This window comes from Streptomyces sp. NL15-2K (assembly GCF_030551255.1).
Classification (GTDB): domain Bacteria; phylum Actinomycetota; class Actinomycetes; order Streptomycetales; family Streptomycetaceae; genus Streptomyces.
Window position 1 is genome coordinate 2,899,572 of sequence record NZ_CP130630.1, and the last position, 22,355, is coordinate 2,921,926.

21 protein-coding genes and 1 tRNA gene are annotated in these 22,355 nt (G+C 68.9%); 10 read left to right on the forward strand and 12 right to left on the reverse strand.

Annotated features, from left to right (window positions below):
- Position 1 precedes the first annotated feature (1 nt).
- The 3 genes from Q4V64_RS12590 to Q4V64_RS12600 are packed head-to-tail and all read left to right on the forward strand — an operon-like array spanning position 2 to position 3,362.
- Positions 2-1,792 carry a branched-chain amino acid ABC transporter permease gene (locus Q4V64_RS12590; RefSeq protein WP_124443236.1) on the forward strand — a complete coding sequence of 597 codons (1,791 nt, stop codon included), beginning with the start codon at positions 2-4 and terminating at the stop codon, positions 1,790-1,792.
- Between the two features lie 5 nt (positions 1,793-1,797).
- Positions 1,798-2,649 carry an ABC transporter ATP-binding protein gene (locus Q4V64_RS12595; protein WP_124443235.1) on the forward strand — a complete coding sequence of 284 codons (852 nt, stop codon included), beginning with the start codon at positions 1,798-1,800 and terminating at the stop codon, positions 2,647-2,649.
- On the forward strand, positions 2,646-3,362 hold the full coding sequence (locus tag Q4V64_RS12600) for an ABC transporter ATP-binding protein (RefSeq protein WP_124443057.1): 717 nt from the start codon (positions 2,646-2,648) through the stop codon (positions 3,360-3,362). The genes Q4V64_RS12595 and Q4V64_RS12600 overlap by 4 nt, the downstream gene beginning before the upstream one ends.
- 86 nt (positions 3,363-3,448) lie before the next feature.
- Here the strand turns inward: Q4V64_RS12600 and Q4V64_RS12605 are convergent, their stop codons facing one another.
- A complete protein-coding gene (locus tag Q4V64_RS12605; protein ID WP_124443056.1) occupies positions 3,449-4,105 on the reverse strand; it encodes a response regulator in 657 nt (218 codons plus the stop codon).
- A gap of 103 nt (positions 4,106-4,208) precedes the next feature.
- On the opposite strand from Q4V64_RS12605, the gene Q4V64_RS12610 reads away from it, so the two are divergent.
- Both Q4V64_RS12610 and Q4V64_RS12615 read left to right on the forward strand, forming a co-directional pair.
- Positions 4,209-4,281: transfer RNA gene (locus Q4V64_RS12610), tRNA-Leu, on the forward strand.
- A 105-nt stretch (positions 4,282-4,386) separates the two neighbouring features.
- Entirely contained in the window at positions 4,387-5,166 is a 780-nt protein-coding gene (locus tag Q4V64_RS12615; protein WP_124443055.1) for a helix-turn-helix domain-containing protein, read from the forward strand.
- A 41-nt stretch (positions 5,167-5,207) separates the two neighbouring features.
- On the opposite strand, the gene pyk is transcribed toward Q4V64_RS12615, so the two are convergent.
- On the reverse strand, positions 5,208-6,644 hold the full coding sequence (gene pyk / locus Q4V64_RS12620; protein ID WP_124443054.1) for a pyruvate kinase: 1,437 nt from the start codon (positions 6,642-6,644) through the stop codon (positions 5,208-5,210).
- A gap of 156 nt (positions 6,645-6,800) precedes the next feature.
- Positions 6,801-7,523: an SIMPL domain-containing protein gene (locus tag Q4V64_RS12625; RefSeq protein ID WP_124443053.1), complete on the reverse strand. Its 723-nt coding sequence runs from the start codon at positions 7,521-7,523 to the stop codon at positions 6,801-6,803.
- 138 nt (positions 7,524-7,661) lie between these two features.
- Here Q4V64_RS12625 and Q4V64_RS12630 point away from each other — a divergent pair, with 138 nt between their 5' ends.
- Complete coding sequence (locus tag Q4V64_RS12630; RefSeq protein WP_124443052.1) at positions 7,662-9,476, forward strand: 5'-nucleotidase C-terminal domain-containing protein; 1,815 nt, start codon at positions 7,662-7,664, stop codon at positions 9,474-9,476.
- A gap of 36 nt (positions 9,477-9,512) precedes the next feature.
- On the opposite strand, the gene Q4V64_RS12635 is transcribed toward Q4V64_RS12630, so the two are convergent.
- The 7 genes from Q4V64_RS12635 to Q4V64_RS12665 form a co-directional block, all read right to left on the reverse strand.
- The gene (locus tag Q4V64_RS12635; protein ID WP_124443051.1) at positions 9,513-10,910 is read right to left on the reverse strand and encodes a SidA/IucD/PvdA family monooxygenase; all 1,398 of its coding nucleotides are present in this window, start codon (positions 10,908-10,910) and stop codon (positions 9,513-9,515) included.
- Entirely contained in the window at positions 10,907-12,265 is a 1,359-nt protein-coding gene (locus Q4V64_RS12640; RefSeq protein WP_124443050.1) for an aminotransferase class V-fold PLP-dependent enzyme, read from the reverse strand. The genes Q4V64_RS12635 and Q4V64_RS12640 overlap by 4 nt, the downstream gene beginning before the upstream one ends.
- A gap of 162 nt (positions 12,266-12,427) precedes the next feature.
- Complete coding sequence (gene pepN / locus Q4V64_RS12645; protein WP_172629432.1) at positions 12,428-14,929, reverse strand: aminopeptidase N; 2,502 nt, start codon at positions 14,927-14,929, stop codon at positions 12,428-12,430.
- A 56-nt stretch (positions 14,930-14,985) separates the two neighbouring features.
- Positions 14,986-15,537: a response regulator gene (locus Q4V64_RS12650; protein ID WP_124443048.1), complete on the reverse strand. Its 552-nt coding sequence runs from the start codon at positions 15,535-15,537 to the stop codon at positions 14,986-14,988.
- A 140-nt stretch (positions 15,538-15,677) separates the two neighbouring features.
- Positions 15,678-16,028, reverse strand: coding sequence for a chorismate mutase (locus Q4V64_RS12655; protein WP_124443047.1), 351 nt, complete (start codon positions 16,026-16,028; stop codon positions 15,678-15,680).
- Between the two features lie 11 nt (positions 16,029-16,039).
- On the reverse strand, positions 16,040-16,210 hold the full coding sequence (locus tag Q4V64_RS12660; RefSeq protein ID WP_172629431.1) for a hypothetical protein: 171 nt from the start codon (positions 16,208-16,210) through the stop codon (positions 16,040-16,042).
- 581 nt (positions 16,211-16,791) lie between these two features.
- Positions 16,792-17,238, reverse strand: a complete 447-nt coding sequence (locus Q4V64_RS12665; RefSeq protein WP_253267242.1) for a GNAT family N-acetyltransferase — start codon at positions 17,236-17,238, stop codon at positions 16,792-16,794.
- 107 nt (positions 17,239-17,345) lie between these two features.
- On the opposite strand from Q4V64_RS12665, the gene Q4V64_RS12670 reads away from it, so the two are divergent.
- Positions 17,346-18,227: a hypothetical protein gene (locus Q4V64_RS12670; protein ID WP_124443046.1), complete on the forward strand. Its 882-nt coding sequence runs from the start codon at positions 17,346-17,348 to the stop codon at positions 18,225-18,227.
- 60 nt (positions 18,228-18,287) lie between these two features.
- Here the strand turns inward: Q4V64_RS12670 and Q4V64_RS12675 are convergent, their stop codons facing one another.
- Complete coding sequence (locus Q4V64_RS12675; RefSeq protein WP_124443045.1) at positions 18,288-19,193, reverse strand: SDR family oxidoreductase; 906 nt, start codon at positions 19,191-19,193, stop codon at positions 18,288-18,290.
- A gap of 1 nt (position 19,194) precedes the next feature.
- The gene (locus Q4V64_RS12680; RefSeq protein ID WP_124443044.1) at positions 19,195-19,947 is read right to left on the reverse strand and encodes an SDR family oxidoreductase; all 753 of its coding nucleotides are present in this window, start codon (positions 19,945-19,947) and stop codon (positions 19,195-19,197) included.
- Positions 19,948-20,001: 54 nt separating this feature from the next.
- Between Q4V64_RS12680 and Q4V64_RS12685 the strand changes: the two genes are divergently transcribed.
- From Q4V64_RS12685 to Q4V64_RS12695, 3 genes are read left to right on the forward strand one after another with little or no spacing between them, the layout of a single operon-like run.
- Positions 20,002-20,793 (forward strand): enoyl-CoA hydratase family protein, encoded by a 792-nt coding sequence (locus tag Q4V64_RS12685; RefSeq protein ID WP_124443043.1) that lies wholly within the window; start codon positions 20,002-20,004, stop codon positions 20,791-20,793.
- On the forward strand, positions 20,786-21,622 hold the full coding sequence (locus Q4V64_RS12690; protein ID WP_124443042.1) for a CoA-transferase: 837 nt from the start codon (positions 20,786-20,788) through the stop codon (positions 21,620-21,622). Before Q4V64_RS12685 ends, Q4V64_RS12690 begins: the two co-directional genes overlap by 8 nt.
- The gene (locus Q4V64_RS12695) at positions 21,619-22,338 is read left to right on the forward strand and encodes a CoA-transferase (protein ID WP_124443041.1); all 720 of its coding nucleotides are present in this window, start codon (positions 21,619-21,621) and stop codon (positions 22,336-22,338) included. Before Q4V64_RS12690 ends, Q4V64_RS12695 begins: the two co-directional genes overlap by 4 nt.
- Positions 22,339-22,355 lie beyond the last annotated feature (17 nt).

Below are 22,355 nucleotides of genomic sequence, written 5' to 3' on the forward strand. Positions count from 1 at the left end.
GATGACCGACATCACCAAAACCACTCCCGCCACCCGCGGCCTCATCAACCTCCCGGAAGCCGCCGCCCGCGGCCTCCTCCTCGCCGGCGGCATCGCCACCGCGGCCTCCGCCTTCCTCGCCTGGACCTGGACCTCCGAATTCCCCGGCGACCTCACCATCAACGGCTACCCCGGCGGCCTGCAATGGCTCACCTTCACCGCCGGCCTCCTCACCACCCTCTTCGCCCTCTCCCTCTACGGCGTCCGAGGCCTCGGCTGGCTCCTGCCCGCCCGCAACAACGCCCCCCTCACCCTCGCGGCCCTGGGCGGCTTCGGCACCACCTGGTTCACCGTCATCGCCATCGCCACCAACCTCGGCGGCGTCGTCAACCTCGAACCCGGCGGCTGGATAGCAGCCATCGCCTCCCTCCTGCCCGTCCTCGGCGCCTTCGCCCTCCCCCAGGAAGGCATCGGCGAGAACAGCACCAAGGAAAGCCTCAAGGCGTACATCACCAAGCCCGACGCGATCCCCGCACCCCAGCCCCTCAGCCCCTGGCTGGAACGCGCCGTCATCACCCTCGTCACCATCGTCGGCCTCGCCGTCTTCACCTACGGCATCGACACCGAGTACGGCGAACTCTTCATCGGCTACCTCATCGTCGTCGTCTTCTTCGCCTGGGCCCTGCACACCGCCGGCCTCATCGACCGCTTCTCCCGGCTCGTCGCCCACAACCGCAGCTTCACGCTCGCCATGGGCTTCGCCGCGGCCATCGCCTTCCCCTTCACCCAGACCGACGACCACTACGCCAACATCGGCGTCAACATCCTCATCTTCGGAACCGTCGCCCTCGGCCTCAACATCGTCGTCGGCCTCGCCGGACTCCTCGACCTCGGATACGTCGCCTTCCTCGGCGTCGGCGCCTACACCGCCGCCCTCGTCTCCGGCTCCGAGTTCTCCACCTTCTCCGGCGTCCAGTTCCCCTTCTGGGCCTCCGCCCTCACCGGCGCCGCCGCCAGCCTCGTCTTCGGCGTCCTCATCGGCGCCCCCACCCTGCGCCTGCGCGGCGACTACCTCGCCATCGTCACCCTCGGCTTCGGAGAAATCTTCCGCATCGCCGTCAACAACATGGACGGCGAATCCGGGCCCGACATCACCAACGGCCCCAACGGCATCCCCTCCATCCCCGACCTCAACTTCTTCGGATTCAACTTCGGCGAAGCACACGACATCGGCGGCTTCACCCTCGGCCGCTTCGCCAACTACTACCTGCTGATGGTCCTCGTCATGGCCATCGTCGTCCTCGTCTACACCCGCGCCGCCGACTCCCGCATCGGCCGCTCCTGGATCGCCATCCGCGAAGACGAAACCGCCGCCACCGCCATGGGCATCAACGGCTTCCGCGTCAAACTCGTCGCCTTCGCCCTCGGCGCCTCCCTCGCCGGCCTCGCCGGCACCGTCAGCGCCCACGTCACCTACAGCGTCGTCCCCACGCCCTACCAGTTCGCCGGATCCACCCCGCCGAACTCGGCCTTCCTCCTCGCCGCGGTCGTCCTCGGCGGCATGGGCACCGTGGCAGGCCCCATCCTCGGCGCGGCACTGCTCTACCTGCTGCCCGAGAAACTGGTGTTCCTCCAGGACAAGTCGCTGCTCGCCTTCGGCGTCGCGCTCATCCTGCTGATGCGCTTCCGCCCCGAAGGCATCATCGCCAACCGCCGCAACCAGCTCGAATTCCACGAGACCGGCCAACTCGACGTACCACAACAAACGACGCTGACCGACGAACCGGCAACCGTCACCAAGGCGGGGGCGTGAACAAGATGACCACACCAGTACTCGAAGCACGCGGCGTCACCATGCGCTTCGGCGGCCTCACCGCCGTACGCTCGGTCGACTTCACCGTCAACTCCGGAGAAATCGTCGGCCTGATCGGCCCCAACGGCGCCGGCAAGACGACGTTCTTCAACTGCCTCACAGGCCTGTACATACCGACCGAGGGGACCGTCTCGTACAAGGGCACGGTCCTCCCGCCCAAGCCCCACCTCGTCACCCAGGCCGGCATCGCCCGCACCTTCCAGAACATCCGCCTGTTCGCCAACATGACGGTCCTGGAAAACGTCCTCGTCGGCCGCCACACGCGGACGAAGGAAGGCCTGTGGTCCGCACTGCTTCGCGGCCCCGGCTTCAAGAAGGCGGAAAAGGCCAGCGAGGAACGAGCCATGGAACTCCTGGAGTTCATCGGCCTCGCCCACAAGCGCGACCACCTGGCCCGCAACCTCCCCTACGGCGAACAGCGCAAGCTGGAGATCGCGCGGGCAATGGCGTCCGAGCCGGGCCTGCTCCTGCTGGACGAGCCGACGGCCGGCATGAACCCCCAGGAGACGCGGGCCACGGAGGAACTCGTCTTCGCCATCCGCGACCAGGGCATCGCCGTCCTCGTCATCGAGCACGACATGCGCTTCATCTTCAACCTGTGCGACCGCGTCGCCGTCCTCGTCCAAGGCGAAAAACTCGTCGAAGGCACCTCCGAAGTCGTCCAGGCCGACGAACGCGTCATCGCCGCCTACCTGGGCGAACCCTTCGAAGGCGACCCCGGCGAGGCGGAAGCCGCCGAGGTCGAGGCCGCCGAAGCAGCACAGAGCACCACCAGCACCAAGGGAGAAGGCCAGTGACCGCACTGCTGGAGGTCGAGGACCTCCGCGTCTCCTACGGCAAGATCGAAGCCGTCAAGGGCATCTCCTTCAGCGTCGAAGCCGGCCAGGTCGTCACCCTCATCGGCACCAACGGCGCCGGCAAGACGACCACCCTGCGCACGCTGTCCGGCCTGCTGAAGCCGACGTCCGGCAAGATCCTCTTCGACGGCAAGCCGCTGAACGGCGTCGCCGCCCACAAGATCGTCGCCCTGGGGCTGGCCCACTCCCCCGAAGGCCGACACATCTTCCCCCGCCTCACCATCGCCGAGAACCTCCAGCTCGGCGCCTTCCTCAGGAAGGACAAGGAAGGCATCGAGAAGGACATCCAGCGCGCCTACGACCTCTTCCCAATCCTGGGAGAACGTCGCAAGCAGGCCGCGGGAACCCTCTCGGGCGGCGAGCAGCAGATGCTGGCCATGGGCAGGGCCCTGATGTCCCAGCCGAAGCTCCTCATGCTGGACGAGCCCTCCATGGGCCTCTCCCCCATCATGATGCAAAAGATCATGGCCACCATCTCCGAGCTCAAGTCCCAGGGCACGACGATCCTCCTCGTCGAGCAGAACGCCCAGGCGGCCCTCTCCCTCGCCGACCAGGGACACGTCATGGAGGTCGGCAGCATCGTCGTCTCCGGCAGCGGGCAGGACTTGCTGCACGACGAGTCGGTACGCAAGGCATACCTGGGCGAGGACTAGGATTTTTTTTCTTCGCTTCGTACGACGACGAGGCCCGCGCCCCTGATTCAGGGACGCGGGCCTCGTTCGTACTCGGGTCCGGCGTGTCAGCCCTTGTTGGACTTCTTCTCCTCGGCGTCCTGAATGACCGCCTCGGCGACCTGCTGCATCGACATCCGACGGTCCATCGACGTCTTCTGGATCCAACGGAACGCGGCCGGCTCGGTGAGCCCGTACGCCGTCTGGAGGATGGACTTCGCCCGGTCGACCAGCTTGCGGGTCTCCAGGCGCTGGGTGAGGTCGGCGACCTCGTTCTCCAGCTCCTTCAGCTCCGTGAAACGTGAGACGGCCATCTCGATCGCCGGAACGACGTCACTCTTGCTGAACGGCTTCACGAGATACGCCATCGCACCCGCGTCCCTCGCCCGCTCGACGAGGTCGCGCTGCGAGAAGGCGGTGAGCATGAGGACGGGCGCGATGCGGTCCTCGGCGATCTTCTCGGCCGCCGAGATGCCGTCCAGCTTCGGCATCTTCACGTCGAGGATGACCAGGTCCGGCCGGTGCTCGCGGGCGAGCTCGACGGCCTGCTCGCCGTCACCGGCCTCGCCTACGACGGTGTAGCCCTCTTCCTCCAGCATCTCTTTGAGATCGAGCCGGATCAGGGCCTCGTCCTCGGCGATGACGACACGGGTCGTCAGCGGAGGCACGTGCGACTTGTCGTCGTCGGGCGCGTCTACGGGCTGGGGCGACTCGGGGGCGGTCACGGGGGCTCCTCGTTCAGGGGCAGGGGTACTGCTGACAAGAGCCTACCTAGCTGCGGTAAGGTGGGGGCACGGCGGGTGACCGCCAGCCTTTGTTTTACAGGAAGCCCCGGTAGTCCAGCGGAAGAGACACGGTGCTCAAACCACCGACAGCGTGGGTTCGAATCCCACCCGGGGCACTTTTCCTTCGATTCGAAGGTCGAGCTAAGAAGCGGATGTCCACGTTCTCGTGAACATCCGCTTTTTGCTGCGTGTCGTCGCGCTCTTCCACAGAGGGTGCACGCATGTACCAGCACAGCCCTTCGATTCGCGCCCAGGCCGTCGCACTCATGCGCCAGGGCACCCCCAACCGCGTCGTCGCGGAGCGCCTGAACATCCCGCGTGGGACCGTCGGCTGGTGGCGCAGCGAGGACCGGAGACTCCGTGGCGAGACGTACGAGCAGCCGACGGACTGCCCTCGATGTACGGGGCGCGCGTTCGACGTAGCCGCGTATGCCTACTTGCTCGGCCTCTACCTGGGCGATGGCCACATCATTTCGAAGACCAAGCAGCACCACCTGTCCATCTTCTGCAACGCAACCCAGACCGGCCTGATCGCCGCTGCCGAAGATGCCATGCGCAAGGTGATGCCGCTCCCCAGCGTCAAGCAGCGCTACAAGCCGGGGTGCGTCGAGGTGAAGTCGTACACGAAGCACTGGACCTGCATGTTCCCCCAGCACGGACCCGGCAAGAAACACGAGCGCACCATCGCCCTCGAACCCTGGCAGCAAGCCATCGTCGACGCGTACCCCTGGGAATTCATCCGCGGCCTTATCCACTCCGACGGCTGCCGCATCACCAACTGGACGACGCGCATCGTCGGCGGTGAGCGCAAGCGCTACGAATACCCCCGGTACTTCTTCACCAACACATCGACCGACATCATCCGCCTCTTCACCGATGCCCTCGATCGCGTCGGCGTGGAGTGGAAACCGCTGCACCAGAGCCGCGCCGCCGTCACCATCTCCATCGCCCGCAAAGCCTCCGTAGCCCTAATGGACACCCACGTAGGCCCCAAACACTGACACTGAAAAGGGGCCCCTCCTCACAAGGGGCCCCTCCCCCACTACTTGGGACTGTCATCCTCGGCAATGTGGTGCACGTGGACCAGATTGGTCGTGCCGGCCATGCCAGGAGGCGAGCCGGCCGTGATGACCACCGTGTCGCCCTTCTGGCAGCGGCCGTACTTCAACAACAACTCGTCCACCTGGTCGACCATCGCATCCGTCGACTCCACGCTCGGCCCCAGGAACGTCTCCACGCCCCACGTGAGGTTGAGTTGCGAACGCGTCGCCGGTTCAGGAGTGAACGCCAACAGCGGGATCGGCGAGCGGTACCGGGACAGGCGGCGGGCCGTGTCGCCGGACTGGGTGAAGGCGACCAGGAACTTCGCGCCCAGGAAGTCGCCCATCTCCGCCGCCGCCCGGGCGACCGCGCCGCCCTGTGTGCGGGGCTTGTTGTGTTCGGTCAGGGGCGGCAGGCCCTTCGCGAGGATGTCTTCCTCGGCCGCCTCGACGATCTTCGCCATCGTCGCGACCGTCTCGATGGGGTACTTGCCGACGCTCGTCTCGCCGGACAGCATCACCGCGTCCGTGCCGTCGATGACCGCGTTCGCCACATCGGAAGCCTCCGCCCTGGTCGGGCGCGAGTTGTCGATCATGGAGTCGAGCATCTGCGTCGCGACGATGACCGGCTTGGCGTTGCGCTTGGCGAGTTTGATCGCGCGCTTCTGGACGATCGGGACCTGCTCCAGGGGCATTTCCACGCCCAGGTCCCCGCGCGCGACCATGATGCCGTCGAAGGCGGCGACGATGTCGTCGATCGCGTCGACGGCCTGGGGCTTTTCCACCTTGGCGATGACGGGGAGGCGGCGGCCTTCCTCGTCCATGATGCGGTGGACGTCCTGGATGTCCTTGCCGCTGCGGACGAAGGACAGCGCGATGACGTCGAAGCCCATGCGCAGGGCCCAGCGGAGGTCGGCCTCGTCCTTGTCCGAGAGGGCGGGGACGGAGACCGCGACGCCGGGCAGGTTCAGTCCCTTGTGGTCGGAGACCATGCCTCCTTCGACCACGGTGGTGTGGACGCGGGGGCCGTCGACGGCGGTGACTTCGAGGCAGACTTTGCCGTCGTCGACGAGGATGCGTTCGCCGGGCGTGACGTCGGTGGCGAGGCCGTCGTAGGTCGTGCCGCAGGTCTGGCGGTCGCCTTCGGCGCCTTCCTCCACCGTGATGGTGAAGCTGTCGCCGCGTTCAAGGAGTACGGGGCCTTCGGTGAAGTGGCCGAGGCGGATCTTCGGGCCTTGAAGGTCGGCGAGGATTCCGACGCTGCGGCCGGTTTCGTCGGAGGCCTTGCGTACGTGCTGGTAGCGCACCTCGTGCTCGGCGTAGCTGCCGTGGCTGAGGTTGAATCGGGCTACGTCCATTCCGGCGTCGACCAGTGCCTTGATCTGGTCGTATGAGTCGGTGGCGGGCCCCAGGGTGCAGACGATCTTTGCTCGGCGCATGTTTCGAGCCTAGGGCTTACCGGTGAGTAGAGAATTGGTGGGGCATGACTACTCAACAACTCTTGGGTGAAGCTCTATTGACAAGTGTTGAATTGTGCGGCGGGGTGCTCCGATGAGCATTCTGGCCAGCTTTCCGGGCGCTTTTGAGGCCTGGTCTCACAGCTGTGGCGGTGCCATGGTGAAGCGGGCGTTGACCTGGGCGTAGACGCGTTGGCGTTGGGGTTCGAGGTCGAGGGGTGCGGCGGTGGTGTCTTCGGCGGCGCCGTAGGCGGCGGAGCGCATGCGGCTGCCGGGGTTGGCGGGGTAGGCCGGGGGCTGGGTGTTCTCCGCGCCGATGTCGGCGAGTTCCACGAGGGCTGCCAGTGAGGTGCCGAGTGCTTCGGCGTATTCGCGGGCGCGTTGGACGGCTTCACGGACGGCTTGTTGGCGTGCTTGGCGGTGGGCCGGGGAGTTGGGGCGCAGGGCCCACCAGGGGCCGGTGACTTGGGTGAGGTCGAGGTCGGCGAGGCGGGTGGTGAGTTCGCCGAGTGCGGTGAAGTCGGTGAGTTCGGCGGTGATGTGGACGCGGCCGTGGTAGGCGTGGATGCGCTCGCCGCGGCCTTCTTTGAGTTGGGGGGTGATGGAGAAGGAGCCGGTTTCCACCTTCTCCACCGCCTCGCCGTATGTCTTGATGAGGTCGAGTGCGAGGGTGTTGCGGCGGGTGAGGTCGTCGAGGGCGGCGCGGCGGTCTTTGCCGCGGGCGGTGACGGTGATGCCGAGGCGGGCGATTTCGGGGTCGACTTCGAGGCGTGCTTCGCCGCGGACGGCGATGCGGGGGGCGTCGGGGGTGCCGTAGGGGACGGCGGGTTCCTGGGCGGGTGTGGGCTGTGGGGTGGTCATACGCCCCACTCTGTCAGTTCGTACCTGCTTGGAGCCTGTGTCGGTCATCAGATCGATCCATGTGGGGTCTATTGCGGTTCGGCATGCACGGGTCAGAATCTACGCGCGTTGTTGACCATTGCCCGAGGAGACCGAGACATGCCGTTGAACCGCCGGAAGTTCCTGAAGAAGTCCGCCGTGACGGGGGCGGGGGTGGCGCTGGCCGGTGCGGCGGCGGCTCCGGCCGCGGAGGCTGCAGAGGCCGGGGAGGCGAGGAAGGGGTCGATGCCGGTGAAGCGGTACGCGTTCACCGTGATGGGCACGACCGATCTGCATGGCAATGTCTTCAACTGGGACTACTTCACGGACAACGAGTTCGACGACAAGGCGCACAACGATGTGGGTCTGGCGAAGATCTCGACTCTGGTGAATCAGGTGCGGGCGGAGAAGGGGCTTCGCAACACGTTGTTGATCGACGCGGGCGACACGATTCAGGGCACGCAGCTGTCGTACTACTACGCGAAGGTGGATCCGATCACCGCTGAAGGTGGTCCGGTGCATCCGATGGCGCAGGCGATGAATGCCATCGACTATGACGCCGCCGCGCTGGGCAACCACGAGTTCAATTACGGCATTCCGGTGCTGCGGAAGTTCCAGGAGCAGTGTCGTTTTCCGTTGCTCGGTGCCAACGCCCTGGATGCGAAGACTCTGCGGCCGGCTTTCCCGCCGTACAGCATGCATTGTCTGCGTACGCCGTTCGGCCGGGATGTGAAGGTGGCGGTTCTCGGTCTCACCAATCCGGGTATCGCGATCTGGGACAAGGCGAATGTGCAGGGGAAGATGACGTTTCCGGGTCTGGAGGAGCAGGCGGCGAAGTGGGTGCCGAAGCTGCGGTCGATGGGCGCGGATGTGGTGATCGTTTCGGCGCACAGTGGTTCGTCGGGTACGTCGTCGTACGGTGATCAGTTGCCGTACATCGAGAACGCGGCCGGGCTGGTCGCGGAACAGGTGCCGGGCATCGACGCGATCCTCGTCGGCCACGCTCACACGGAGATCCCGGAGTATTTCGTCACCAACAAGGAGACCGGCAAGCAGGTCGTGCTGTCGGAGCCGCTCAAGTGGGGTCAGCGGTTGACATTGTTCGACTTCGAGCTGGTGTGGGGCAAGGGGCGTTGGACGGTCGAGAAGGTGGGTGCGCGGGTCCTGAACTCCAATGCGGTGGAGGAGGATCCGAGGATCGTGAAGTTGCTGGGTGACGAGCACGAGAAGGTCGTGGCGTACGTCAATCAGGTCATCGGCACGAATGCCGTCGAGATGACGTCGGTGGAGGCACCGTACAAGGATGTGGCGATCATCGATCTGATCAACCATATTCAGGCGGATACGGTGAAGCAGGCGCTGGCGTCCACGGAGTACGCGGCGCTGCCGGTGTTGTCGCAGGCGGCGGCGTTCTCGCGGAGTGCGGTCATTCCGGCGGGCGAGGTCACGATCCGGGATGTGGCGGGTCTTTATGTCTTCGAGAACACGCTCGAGGCGCGTCTGATGACGGGTGCGCAGATGAAGGCGCATCTGGAGTATTCGGCGAACTATTTCGTGCAGACGGCTGCGGATGCCGAGGTCGATCCGGCGAAGCTGACGAACGCGAACGGTACGCCGGATTACAACTACGACGTGGTGAGCGGTCTGACGTACGAGATCGACATTGCGAAGCCGGCCGGGTCGCGAGTGGCGAATGTGCGGTTCGAGGGGGCGCCGCTGGCGGATGACGCGAAGTTCGTGTTCGCGGTCAACAACTACCGGGCCAACGGCGGCGGTAACTTCCCGCATGTGGCCGCGGCCCAGATGTTGTGGTCGAACTCGGACGAGATCCGTAACACCATGATCGCCTGGGTGAAGGCGAAGGGTGCGATCGATCCGGCCGAGTTCGCGTCGGTGGACTGGAAGCTCACGCGGAACGGTACGCCGGTGTTCTGAACGGCCGGGGCTTTTCCAAGGTCCCCCACGGTTCCGTCACCACGACGCCGGCGTTCTCTTGAGCGCCGACGTCGTGGGTTGTTCGAGGCCGAAGGTGGTGAAGGCGGTTCGGGTGGGCAGCGGATAGGGCTCCTTCTTGGTGACGGAGTTGAGGATGGTGGCGCTGCGCCAGGCGGCGAGGCCGAGGTCGGGGGTGCCGATGCCGTGGGTGTGGCGTTCGGCGTTCTGGACGTAGACGGCGCCGGTCACGGAGGGGTCGAGGACGAGGCGGCGGCGTTCGTCGACGCGGGGGCGTTCGCGGCTGTCGCGGCGGAGGTAGGGGTCGAGGCCGGCGAGGATGCGGTCGAGGGGGCGTTCGCGGTAGCCGGTGGCGAGGATTACGGCGTCGGTGGCGAGGCGGGAGCGGGTGTTCTGCTGAGTGTGTTCGAGGTGGAGTTCGATTTTGGTGGTGGCGATGCGGCCTGCTGTGCGGACGCGGACGCCGGGGGTGAGGACGGTGTCGGGCCAGCCGCCGTGCAGGGTGCGGCGGTAGAGCTCGTCGTGGATGGCGGCGATGGTGGCTGCGTCGATGCCTTTGTGCAGCTGCCATTGGGAGGGGACGAGGCGGTCGCGGACGTTTTCGTCGAGGGCGTGGAAGTAGCGGGTGTAGTCGGGGGTGAAGTGTTCCAGGCCGAGTTTGGAGTACTCCATGGGGGCGAAGGCCTCGGTGCGGCCGAGCCAGTGGAGTTTCTCGTGGCCGGTGGGGCGGTTGCGGAGGAGGTCGAGGAAGATCTCGGCGCCGGACTGTCCTGAGCCGATGACGGTGATGTGGCCGGCGGCGAGGAGGGTGTCGCGGTGGTCGAGGTAGTCGGCGGCGTGGATGACGGGGGCGGCCGGGGCTTCGACGAGGGGTTTGAGGGGGTCGGGGATGTGGGGTTCGGTGCCGATGCCGAGGGCGACGTTCTTCGTGTAGGTGCGGCCGAGGGCTTCGGCTTCTCCGTCTTTGCCGAGTTGGGTGAAGTCGACTTCGAAGAGGTCGTGTTCGGGGTTCCAGCGGACGGCGTCGATCTGGTGGGCGAAGTGGAGTCCGGGGAGGTTTTCGCAGACCCAGCGGCAGTAGGCGTCGTATTCGGCGCGTTGGATGTGGAAGCGCTCGGCGAAGTAGAAGGGGAAGAGGCGGTCGCGGGCTTTGAGGTAGTTGAGGAAGGTCCAGGGGCTGGCGGGGTCGGCGAGGGTGACGAGGTCGGCGAGGAAGGGGACTTGGACGGTGGTGCCTTCGATGAGCTGGCCGGGGTGCCAGGCGAAGGTGGGGCGTTGTTCGTAGAAGGCGGTGTCGAGTTCGGCGAGGGGGTGGGCGAGGGCGGCAAGGGAGAGGTTGCAGGGGCCGATGCCGATGCCGATCAGGTCGCGGGGTGCGTCGGGCTCGTGGCGGGGTGGCTGGGGGGTGGTGCTCATCGGGGGGTGTTTCCTTCCACGAGTTTGAGGAGGGCGGCCAGGTCGTCGGGGCGGGTGTGGGGGTTGAGGAGGGTGGCTTTGAGCCAGAGCCGGCCGTCGAGTCGGGTGCGGCCGAGGACGGCGCGGCCGTCGGTGAGGAGTTTTCGGCGTACGGCGGTGACGGTGTCGTCGGTGGCGTCCGCGGGCCGGAACAGGACTGTGCTGAGGGTGGGCCGGTCGTGGAGTTCGAAGCCGGGGTGGTCGTGGATGAGGGTGGCGAGTGTGTGTGCGTGGTCGCAGACCTGGTCGACGAGGGTGCCGAGGCCGGTGCGGCCGAGGGTTTTGAGGGTGGCGGCGATTTTGAGGATGTCGGGGCGGCGGGTGGTGCGCAGGGAGCGGCCGAGCAGGTCGGGCAGGCCGGCTTGGGTGTCGTCGTCGGCGTTGAGGTAGTCGGCGCGGTGGTGGAGGGCGGTGAGGTCGTGGGGGTTTTTGATGGTGAGGATTCCTGCGGCGATCGGCTGCCAGCCGAGTTTGTGCAGGTCGAGGGTGACGGTGTCGGCGGCTTCGAGGCCGGTGAGCTGTGCGCGGCGGTGGTGGCTGAAGAGGAGGCCTCCGCCGTAGGCGGCGTCGATGTGGAGGCGGGTGCCGTGGGTTCGGCACAGGGTGGCGATGTCGGGGAGGGGGTCGATGAGTCCGGCGTCGGTGGTGCCGGCGGTGGCGGCGACGAGGAGGGGGCGGGGCAGGGTGGTGAGCGCGTCGTCGAGGGCGGCGGGGTCGAGGGTGCCGGCGGGGGCGGGGATGAGTACGGGGTCGGGGAGTCCGAGGAGCCAGGCGGCGCGGGGAAGTGAGTGGTGGGCGTTGGTGCCGCAGAGGAGTCGGAGTCCGGGGCCGTGGGTTTCGCGGGCGAGGAGGAGGGCGAGGTGGTTGGCTTCGGTGCCGCCGGTGGTGACGAGGGCTTCGGGTGCGCCGGTTTCGCGGGCGAGTGCGCGTGTGACGAGGGTTTCCAGTGTGGAGGCGGCCGGGGCTTGGTCCCAGGAGTCGAGGGACGGGTTGAGGGTGGAGGCGGCGAGGTCGGCGGCGGTGGCGACGGCGAGGGGTGGGCAGTGCAGGTGGGCGGCGCACAGGGGGTCGGCGGGGTCGGCGGAGCCCGCGGCGAGTGCGTGGACGAGGGTGCGCAGGGCGTGGGGGTCGCCGTGGTCGGGGAGTACGTCGCCGATGGCGTCGCGCATGCGTTGGGCGACGGTGCCGGGGCCGCCGGGGGGCAGCGGTCCGCCGCGGGTGCGGGTGCCGTCGGTCAGCGCGTCGAGCACGGTGTCGAGCAACGGCCGCAGTGCGTGGGGGCCTTCGGGGCTCGAGGCCAGGGGCGGCGTGCTCATGGACTCCTCCGGGTGTGGGGGGAGTGCCAGCTTGTACGCGGTTGCGTGGTCGCGCCCGAAAAGCCCGGGGATGAGAACCCGAAAGTGGGTAATCGGGTGCGGGGAGGCAGGTCGGGGCGCGGCCGGGACCTGCGGGTCCCAGCCGTGCCCCGAGTTGCCTGCCTAGGCCTGTCGTACCCGCAGTGCCCGTGCGAGGTCGTCCAGTTGGTCGGCGAGTTTGCGGCGCAGGGCCGGGATCGGGTCGGCTTCCTGAAGGCACTGTTCGCCGAGGCGGAGTGTCTCCGGGTCGACGGCGTATCCGGGGAAGGCCCAGCGGCCGGCGGCCTCGGCGATGGCGGGGCCGCGGCGGGCGGCGACGGCGACCGCGTCGTCGTAGTAGCGCGGTACGTAGTCCTGTACGAGGTCGGCCTGTTCGGGCTGCCAGAAGCCCTGGGCGGTTGCGGTGAAGAGGTAGTTGGACAGGTCGGTGAGGTTGTCGGTGGCGAACATCGCCTGCCATGCCTTGGCCTTGGTGTCCGGGTCGGGCAGGGCGGCTCGGCAGCGGGCGGCGCCTTCCTGGCCGGTGGCGCTGGGGTCGCGGTCGAGTTCGGCGGCGATGGCGGCCTCGTCGGTGGCGCCGAGGACGGCGAGGCGGCCGAGGAGGCGCCAGCGCAGTTCGGGGTCGAGTTCGGGGCCGCCGGGGACGGTGCCGTCGGCGAGCCAGGCGGCGATGGTGTCGGGGTGGGCGGCGACGTCGATGAAGTGGCGTACGGCGATCAGGCGCAGGCCGGGGTGGTCGCCGTCCTCGGTGCGGCGGATGAGGTCGCGGCACAGGGAGGTGAGGGTGGCCAGGGCGGCGGGGCGGGCCTCGGGGGTGAGGTAGCGGTTGGCGATCTGGGTGGAGGCGAAGGCGAGGACGCCTTGGACGACGGCGAGGTCCCTCTCGTGCGGGAGGTGGGTGCGGGCGGCGTCCAGGTAGGCGGAGGGCGGGAGTTGGCCGTCGCGTACGGCGTCCCTGAGGGTGTTCCAGACGACTGCGCGGGTGAGGGGGTCGGGCAGGCCGGAGAGGGCGGTGGTGACGGTTGCGAAGGATTCGGGGTCGAAGCGGATCTTGGCGTAGGTGAGGTCGCCGTCGTTGAGCAGGAGCAGTGCGGGGCGTTTGCCGATGGGGTGGGGGGTGGTCTGCGGGATGTCGAGGTCGAGGCGTTCGCGCAGGATGAGGTGGCGGCCTTCGTCGGCGATGTCCTGGTCGTAGAGGCCGACGGCGATGCGGTGGGGGCGGCTGCCGGTGCGGTCGACGGTGAGGGTGCAGGTGCCGCCGTCGGGTGTGATGCGGGGGGTGAGGGTGTCGACGCCGGTGGTGCGCAGCCAGGCGTCGGCCCAGGCGTGGACGTCGCGGTCGGTGTGGGCGGCGAGGGAGTCGACGAAGTCGGCGAGGGTGGCGTTTGCGAACTTGTGGTGGGTGAAATGGGTGTTGATGCCGGCCAGGAAGTCCTTTTCGCCGAGCCAGGTGACGAGTTGGCGGAGGGCGGAGGCGCCCTTGGCGTAGGAGATGCCGTCGATGTTGGTGAGGGCGGAGGCGGTGTCCTCGACGGTTTCGGGGGCGACGGGGTGGGTGGAGGGGCGCTGGTCTGCGTCGTATCCCCAGGGTTTGCGGGCGATGCCGAAGTCGGTCCAGGTGTCGGTGAAGCGGGTGGCTTCGGTGAGGGTCTGGTAGCCCATGTACTCGGCGAACGATTCGTTCAGCCAGAGGTCGTCCCACCATTGGAGGGTGACGAGGTCGCCGAACCACATGTGGGCCATCTCGTGGGCGATGACCATGGCGCGGGTCTGGCGTTCGGTGTCGGTGACGGCGGAGCGGTAGACGAACTCGTCGCGGAAGGTGACCAGTCCGGGGTTTTCCATGGCGCCGTAGTTGAACTCGGGGACGAATGCCTGGTCGTAGGAGTCGAAGGGGTAGGGCTCTTCGAATTTCTCGTGGTAGCGGTCGTAGCACCGCTTGGTGATCTCGAAGAGTTCGTCGGTGTCGGCATCGAGGTGGGGGGCGAGGGAGCGGCGGCAGTGGAGGCCGAAGGGCAGGCCGCGGTGTTCCGTGCGTACGGAGTGCCAGGGGCCGGCGGTGACGGCGACGAGGTAGGTGGAGATGCGTGGGGTGGGGGCGGCTTTCCAGAGGCCGTCGCCGGTGTGTTCGGTGATGCTGTTGGCGAGGACGGTCCAGCCTTCGGGGGCTTTGACGGTGAGGTCGAAGACGGCTTTGAGGTCGGGTTGGTCGAAGGCGGGGAAGACGCGTTTGCAGTCGTCCATGGCGAGTTGGGTGTAGAGGTAGGTCTCGCCGTCGGTGGGGTCGGTGAAGCGGTGCATGCCCTCGCCGGTGCGGGAGTAGCGCATCGCGGCGTCCACGCGCAGTTCGTGCTCGCCGGGGGTGAGGTTCTTCAGCGGCAGCCTGTTCTCGTCCAGGGTTTCCGGGTCGAGGGGCTGTCCGTCGAGGGTGACGGAGCGCAGTTCGGCGGGCTTGACCTCGACGAAGGTGTCCGTGGCGTCCTGGTCCGCGCGGACGGTGAACCTGATGACGGTGCGGGAGTCGAAGGTCTCGTCTCCGCGGGTCAGATCGAGGTCGATCGTGTAGCGGTGGACGTCGAGGAGCTTGGCACGGGTCTGCGCTTCGTCGCGCGTCAGTACGGACATGCAGGACATGCTGCCTGATGGTGCTGACCTGGCACAGAGGCGGATCGGTACGTGCCCTATGTCCGGTCCTGCTCCAGCTCTTCGGTGTGCGCCTCTTGGGCTCGCTGGGGCGGAACCCGGGCGTCCGGGTGGGGCAGGGCGAGGCGTGGGGAGGGTTCCGCGGGTTCGGTGTGGTCCTTGACCAGGGCGCGTAGTTCGCGCACTTCCTGTTCGAGGGCGAGGTGGCGTTGGTGGGCGTCGAACAGGTAGCGGACTTTGGTGCGCAGGGACCAGGGGTCGATGGGCTTCATGACGAGGTCGGCGACGCCGAGGCCGAAGGCGGTGGCGGTCAGGTCGTGGTCGAGGCCGAAGCCGGTGAGCAGGATGACGGGGATGTGCTGGGTCTGTTCGACACGGCGCATGTAGCGCACCACGTCGAGGCCGGTGACGCCGGGCATGCGTACGTCGAGCAGCAGGAGGCCGACCTTGCCGCGCAGGACCTCTTTGAGGGCCTCGTCGCCGCTGGTGGCGCGGCCCAGCAGGTAGCCCAGCGGGGCCAGGGCGCTCTCCAGGGCGTACAGAGTGTCCTTGTGGTCGTCGACGATGAGGATCCTGGCATCCGACGGCATGGCCCGACGTCCCTCCCTCGTGGGCGATCCAGCTTATGCCCGAATAGCTGACGGGGCGTGCTCGTCAGCTGACAAGGAGTGCACAGCGCAGCATGCCGCTTGCAGGCGTCGGTGTCACGTGCGCGGGCTGTCGGAGGAGGTCAATTCGCCAGGTTTGTGGATCCGTTGACGGTGTCGTCGGCGATGCGTTCGTGGTGCCGGATCACTTCGCCGATGATGAAGTTCAGGAACTTCTCAGCGAAGGCCGGGTCCAGTTTGGCGTTCTCGGCGAGGGCGCGCAGTCGGGTGATCTGCCGGGCCTCGCGGGCCGGGTCGGCGGGCGGGAGCTGGTGCCGGGCCTTGAGGTGGCCGACCTGCTGGGTGCATTTGAAGCGCTCGGCGAGCATGTGGACGACGGCCGCGTCGATGTTGTCGATGCTGTCGCGCAGCCGGGCGAGCTCATCGCGGACGGCCGGGTCGACGTCACTGCTACCGGTGTTGCTGGTGGTCATGGGTGCCTACCCTACGGGGCCACCTCCGCGTGCCGTTCGACGCGGGGCGGGTCGTCGGGGTCGGGGGTCTGGTTGCTTCGGCCGCCGAGGATGGTGGGGCGCTGCTGGGCGCGGAGGCGGACCGGGGGCCAGGTCGGCGTGGCCTGTGTCGGAAGCGGCGCCTGCCGGGCGACGCCTGGCACGCTCCCCCACGCTCGAACCGGTGGTGGGTGAACAGGCGGGAGAGAAGAGACGGGCCAGGTCGTCGTCCCGACCCGGCGTGCCGCGACCGCGGTGGGCGATTCGGTCGCGGCCGCGGTTCCGGTTCTGTCGGGCGGCCGCGGCGGAGGCCGAGGAGGTGGTACTGGGGCTGCGGACGGCGGTGCGGTTTCGGCGGGGGTCATGCCGTGCCAGGCGTGCCGTGCCAGGCGGCGAGGTCGACGGCCGGCAGGGGCAAGCAGGCGGGGCGGGCGAGGGCTTCGACGGAGGGCCGCTACCGGCCCGTCGGCCCGCAGCGGAGGAAGCGGTCCTGGGGCTGCGGACGGCGGTGCGGTCCGGCGGCGGCCATGCCGTGTCAGGCGTACCGTGCCAGGCGGCGAGGTCGACGGCCGGCAGGGGCAGGCAGGCGGGGCGGGCGAGGGCTACGACGTGGGCCTACCGGTCCGTCGGCCCGCAGCGGACGCTGTAGGTTCCCGGGCCGGTGCTGCGGGCGAGGCGCAGTGAGGTGTGGGGGCTGGAGTTCGAGGGGGCGTCGACGGGGCTCGCCTCGGGCTCCGGGGCCTGCTCAGGCGCCGATGGCCTTGTGGAACTGCACGTCCTCGTGTCCGCCGGGGATTCCTCCGGCGCGGCCGGTCTCGCGGAAGCCGAGCTTGCGGTAGAACTCCGGGGCCTGGAAGGTGTACGTGGAGACGATCATGTCGGTGCAGCCGCGCCGTACGGCCTCCGCCTCGGCGGCCCGCATCAGCCGGCTCCCCCAGCCCGCGTGCCGCTGGTCCTCGCGTACCCACAGCATGTCGACGGCGCAGCACCCGCCCCAGATCCACGCCGTGAGCCCGCCGAGCAGCTCGCCGTCGGTGTCCTCGACGCGGACGGTGAAGTCCTCGGGTGTGCCGGCGCCGGTCGCGCGGGCGTTGAAGGCGGTGAGTTCGTCGTCGAGTCGCTGTTCGAGGGCCTCGTCCGGGCCGCTCACCCGCACGGCGGCGGCCCGGTCGCGGTGCTGTTCGTCGGTCACGGTCCGGAGTATGGCAGCGACCGCGGTCCGCACCGGACCGACCAGGGAAGATCCGGCCGTATCCCCGTAGAGTGGAGACGGGTTCACGGCGTCTTGGGGGTACGGGCGTGGCGAACGACGGACCGGTCGAGCACGGCTACCCACACCTGGAGACGGTGCGGGCCGCGATCACGGCGTTGTACAAACGGTTGTCGTACGACACCGTCCAGACGTTCGCGACGAGTGTGGCCCCCGTCGACGTGGCGTTCTGTGACACGGATGATCTGTATCTGGGGGCGCAGCGGGTGGCCCGTGAGCTGGTGCGGCACTACCGGCTGCCGGATGCCCGGCTGGTCGTCAGCTTCCGTGAGATGACGCATGCGGCGAATGTCGAACTCGCCGCCGGGCCGGAGTACTTCGTCGAGCTGAACGACCGATTCCGCACCCATCGACGGGACATCGGCGCGGCCCTCGCCCACGAGGTGATGCACGTCTATCTGCACCGCCTCGACCTGTCCTTCCCGGGCACCCGGGACAACGAGATCCTCACCGACACGGCGACGACGTACCTGGGCGCGGGCTGGCTGCTGCTGGACGCGTACCGGGAGGATGCCGCGTCGTCCCAGAAGCTGGGCTATCTCACGCCGGAGGAGTTCGGGTACGTCCTCGCCAAGCGTGCCCTGGTCTTCGGTGAGGATCCCTCGGTGTGGTTCACCAGCCCGCAGGCCTACACGGCGTACGTCAAGGGCATGGCACGGGCCCGGCAGGACGAGCAGCAGCCTCCGCTGACCGCGGCCGGGTGGGCGGGGCGGCGGCGCTATGCCCGCGACCGGCGGCACGCGCCCGGGCCTCAGCCCGGCGTCCCCTATACCTTCAGCCCCGACGGCGGCGGCCGGCTCCGCGTGTCTTTTCCCTGCCCGACCTGTCATCAGCGGATCAGGGTGCCGGTGCGGGGGCGGATGCGGGCGCGGTGTGCGTTGTGCCGGACGGTGTTGGAGTGTGACACGTAGTTGTGACACGCAGTTGTGACCTGTGAATGTGACACGTGGTTGTGACACGTAGTTCCTGCTCTACGCCCCGTACACCGCCCCCGGCACCTCCGCCTCCCCCAACAGCTTCAGCACCGCCTCCCCCGCCTCCCCCGGCCCCCACCGCGCCCCCTTGTCGACCGTGGGTCCCGGGCGCCAGCCCTCCATGACCGTGATGCGGCCGCCCTCCGCCTCGAAGATCCGCCCGGTGACGCCGGCGCTCGCCGGGGAGCCGAGCCAGACGACGAGCGGGGAGACGTTCTCCGGGGCCATGGTGTCGAAGCCGGTGACGGGTGCGGCCATGGTGTCGGCGAAGGCGTGTTCCGTCATCCGGGTGCGGGCCGCGGGTGCGATCGCGTTGACCTGGACGCCGTATCGGGCCAGTTCGGCCGCCGCCACCAGCGTCAGCCCGACGATGCCGGCCTTCGCCGCGCTGTAGTTGCCCTGTCCCACCGAGCCGAGCAGCCCCGCTCCGCTGCTGGTGTTGACGATGCGGGCCCCGGGCGTGCGCCCCGCCTTGGTCTCGGCGCGCCAGTGTGCGGCGGCGTGTTTGAGGGGCAGGAAGTGTCCCTTGAGGTGGACGCGCAGTACGGCGTCCCAGTCGTCCTCGTCGAGGTTGACCAGCATTCGGTCGCGCAGGAAGCCGGCGTTGTTGACGAGGGTGTCGAGGCGGCCGTAGGTCTCCAGGGCGGTCCGGATCAAGGATGCGGCCCCTTCGCTCGTGGCGATGTCGCCGCCGTGCGCGACCGCTTGTCCGCCCGCCGCGCGGATGGTGTCCACCACCTGTCCGGCGGGGCTGTCGGCGCCCGGTGTGCCGTCGAGGCCGACGCCGAGGTCGTTGACGACGAGCCGGGCGCCCTCGGCGGCGAACGCGAGGGCGTGGGCGCGGCCGAGGCCGCGTCCCGCGCCGGTGACGACGACGACCCGGCCGTCGCAGATTCCGCTCATCTCACTCCTCCATGTTGGGGTCGGCGTCGGCGGTTGCCGCGTCCAGGAACGCGGGCCGTTCTCCGCCGCCGTGTACGAGCAGGCTCGCCCCGCTGATGTAGGCGGCGGCCTCGGAGGCGAGGAAGACCGCGGCGGCGCCGATGTCGGCGGGTTCGGCGAGGCGGCCGAGCGGGACGGTGCGGGAGACGGCGTCGATGCCGTCCTCGTCGCCGTAGTGGAGGTGGGACAGTTCGGTGCGGACCATGCCGACGACGAGGGTGTTGACGCGGACCTCCGGTGCCCATTCCACGGCCATCGAGCGGGCGAGGTTCTCCAAGCCCGCCTTGGCCGCCCCGTAGGCGGCCGTCCCGGGTGACGGGCGGCTGCCGCTCACGCTGCCGATCATCACGACGGCGCCCCGGGTCCGCTTCAGGTGCTCGTACGCGGCGAGGGAGACCGTCAGTGGTGCGAGGAGGTTGAGCTGGACGACCCGGGCGTGTCGCTCGGCGTCGGCGTCGGCCAGCAGCCGGTAGGGGGCGCCGCCCGCGTTGTTGACGAGGACGTCGACCTGGGGAAGAGCGTCGAAGAAGCGCCGGACCGCGCCTGCGTCCCGTACGTCCAACGGCATGAACTCGGTCTTGTCCACCGGCACCTCCGGGGCCCGGCGCGCGCAGATCACGACCTGGGCGCCCGCGCGCGCGAGGGAGCGCGCGATCCCGGCTCCGACCCCGCGGGTGCCGCCGGTGACGACGGCGACCTTCCCGTCCAGCTCCATTCGCTGCTACCTTCCACCTAACAAACGTTTGGTGGAAAGGTAGCTGATGCGCCCATGGGTGTCTCCACCTCGTCCCAGGAAAACTCGTCCCCGGAAGAGGGGGTTTCCGTCTCGTCCCCGGCTCCCGGGGTGTGCGCCGTCACCGTCGACTTCCCTCCGGTGAACGCGCTGCCGGTGGACGGCTGGTTCGCGCTGGCCGACGCCGTGCGCGCGGCCGGCCGGGACGCCGGGGTGCGGTGTGTGGTGCTGGCCGCCGAGGGGCGGGGGTTCAACGCGGGCGTGGACATCAAGGAGATCCAGGCGCGGGGGCAGGGGGCGCTGGTCGGCGCCAACCGCGGCTGCTTCGAGGCCTTCGCGGCGGTGTACGACTGCGAGGTGCCGGTGGTGGCGGCGGTGCAGGGCTTCTGCCTGGGCGGCGGCATCGGTCTGGTGGGGAACGCGGACGTGGTCGTGGCGAGCGAGGACGCCACCTTCGGGCTGCCCGAGCTGGACCGGGGAGCGCTGGGCGCCGCCACGCATCTGGCCCGGCTGGTCCCGCAGCACCTGATGCGGGCGCTGTACTACACCTCCCGCACGGTGAGCGCGGCCGAGCTGCATGGACACGGGTCGGTGTGGCGGGTGGTGCCGCGCGCCGGGCTGCGTGCGGCCGCGCTGGAGCTGGCCGGCGAGATCGCCGCCAAGGACGGGGAGTTGGTCCGCCTGGCCAAGGCCGCCATCAACGGCATCGACCCGGTGGACGTGCGCCGCAGCTACCGCTTCGAGCAGGGCTTCACCTTCGAGGCCGGCCTCAGCGGCGTGGCCGACCGGGTCCGCGAAAGCTTCGGAAGGGAGCGTGCGGGTGACTGACAAGACGATGACCGCCGACGAGGCCGTCTCCTGGCTGCACAGCGGCATGACCCTCGGCATCGGCGGCTGGGGCTCCCGCCGCAAGCCGATGGCCCTGGTCAGAGCGCTGCTCCGGGCGGAGATCACCGACCTGACCGTCGTGTCGTACGGCGGCCCGGACGTCGGCATGCTCGCCGCTGCCGGACGCATACGGCGGCTGGTCACGCCCTTCGTCACCCTCGATTCGATCCCGCTCGAACCGCACTACCGCGCGGCGCGCGAGCGGGGGGCCTTCGAGCTGATGGAGATCGACGAGGCGATGTTCATGTGGGGCCTGCACGCGGCCGCGAACCGGCTGCCCTTCCTGCCCGTGCGGGCCGGGACCGGTTCGGATGTGATGCGGGTCAACCCGGGCCTGCGGACGGTGACTTCGCCGTACGACGACGGGGAGACGCTCGTGGCCATGCCGGCGCTGCGCCTGGACGCGGCGCTGGTGCATGTGAACCGCGCGGACCGGCGGGGCAACGGCCAGTATCTGGGCCCGGACCCGTACTTCGACGACCTGTTCTGCGAGGCGGCTCAGACCGCGTACGTCTCCTGCGAGCGGATCGTGGACACGGCGGAGCTGACGAAGGAGGCCGCGCCGCAGACCCTGCTGATCAAGCGCCACACGGTCACGGGTGTCGTCGAGGCGCCGAACGGCGCGCACTTCACGTCCTGCGCGCCGGAGTACGGCCGGGACGAGGCGTTCCAGAAGCGGTACGCGACCACGCCCTGGGCTCAGTTCGCGGCGCGGTTCCTGGGCGGGGACGAACAGGCGTACCAGTCGGCGATCAGGGAGGCGCCATGAAGGGGGTCACCCGCGCCGAGTACTGCGTGATCGCCTGCGCCGAGGCCTGGCGTGACGCCGGGGAGATCCTGGCGAGCCCCATGGGCCTGATCCCGTCCATCGGCGCCCGCCTGGCCCGGCACACCTTCGCGCCGGACCTGCTGCTGACCGACGGCGAGGCGATGCTGGTGGGCGTCGACGGCACGGTCGAGGGCTGGCTGCCCTACCGGCAGCACCTCACCCTGGTCACCGGCGGCCGACGGCACGTGATGATGGGCGCGAGCCAGATCGACCGGTACGGCAACCAGAACATCTCCTGCATCGGCGACTGGGCGCGGCCGAAGCGGCAGCTGCTCGGAGTGCGCGGGGCACCGGTCAACACGCTGAACCATCCGACCAGTTACTGGATCCCCAGGCACTCCCGGCGGGTCTTCGTCGAGCAGGTCGACATGGTGTGCGGAGTGGGGTACGACCGTGCTGCCGGCGCGCGTCATCACCGCATCCCGCGCGTCGTCTCCGACCTCGGCGTCTTCGACTTCGCCACCCCGGACCGCGCGATGCGGCTGGCCTCCCTCCATCCCGGGGTGACCGTCGAGAAGGTCAGGGAGGCGACGGGATTCACGCTCGAAGTTCCGGACGAGGTGCCGTACACCCGCGAACCGACAGCCGAGGAGCAGCGCCTGATCCGCGAGGTGATCGATCCGGAGAACGCCCGCGCGCGTGAGGTGGCGGAGTGATGGAGGCGGGATGGTGG

Coding starts and splice junctions, on each gene's coding strand:
- Q4V64_RS12595 (WP_124443235.1), top strand. CDS start 1,798: ATGACCACACCAGTACTCGAAGCACGCGGCGTCACCATGCGCTTCGGC.
- Q4V64_RS12635 (WP_124443051.1), bottom strand. CDS start 10,910: ATGAGCACCACCCCCCAGCCACCCCGCCACGAGCCCGACGCACCCCGC.
- pepN (WP_172629432.1), bottom strand. CDS start 14,929: ATGTCCGTACTGACGCGCGACGAAGCGCAGACCCGTGCCAAGCTCCTC.
- Q4V64_RS12625 (WP_124443053.1), bottom strand. CDS start 7,523: ATGACCACCCCACAGCCCACACCCGCCCAGGAACCCGCCGTCCCCTAC.
- Q4V64_RS12590 (WP_124443236.1), top strand. CDS start 2: ATGACCGACATCACCAAAACCACTCCCGCCACCCGCGGCCTCATCAAC.
- pyk (WP_124443054.1), bottom strand. CDS start 6,644: ATGCGCCGAGCAAAGATCGTCTGCACCCTGGGGCCCGCCACCGACTCA.
- Q4V64_RS12675 (WP_124443045.1), bottom strand. CDS start 19,193: ATGAGCGGAATCTGCGACGGCCGGGTCGTCGTCGTCACCGGCGCGGGA.
- Q4V64_RS12685 (WP_124443043.1), top strand. CDS start 20,002: ATGGGTGTCTCCACCTCGTCCCAGGAAAACTCGTCCCCGGAAGAGGGG.
- Q4V64_RS12640 (WP_124443050.1), bottom strand. CDS start 12,265: ATGAGCACGCCGCCCCTGGCCTCGAGCCCCGAAGGCCCCCACGCACTG.
- Q4V64_RS12680 (WP_124443044.1), bottom strand. CDS start 19,947: ATGGAGCTGGACGGGAAGGTCGCCGTCGTCACCGGCGGCACCCGCGGG.
- Q4V64_RS12615 (WP_124443055.1), top strand. CDS start 4,387: ATGTACCAGCACAGCCCTTCGATTCGCGCCCAGGCCGTCGCACTCATG.
- Q4V64_RS12630 (WP_124443052.1), top strand. CDS start 7,662: ATGCCGTTGAACCGCCGGAAGTTCCTGAAGAAGTCCGCCGTGACGGGG.
- Q4V64_RS12655 (WP_124443047.1), bottom strand. CDS start 16,028: ATGACCACCAGCAACACCGGTAGCAGTGACGTCGACCCGGCCGTCCGC.
- Q4V64_RS12695 (WP_124443041.1), top strand. CDS start 21,619: ATGAAGGGGGTCACCCGCGCCGAGTACTGCGTGATCGCCTGCGCCGAG.
- Q4V64_RS12650 (WP_124443048.1), bottom strand. CDS start 15,537: ATGCCGTCGGATGCCAGGATCCTCATCGTCGACGACCACAAGGACACT.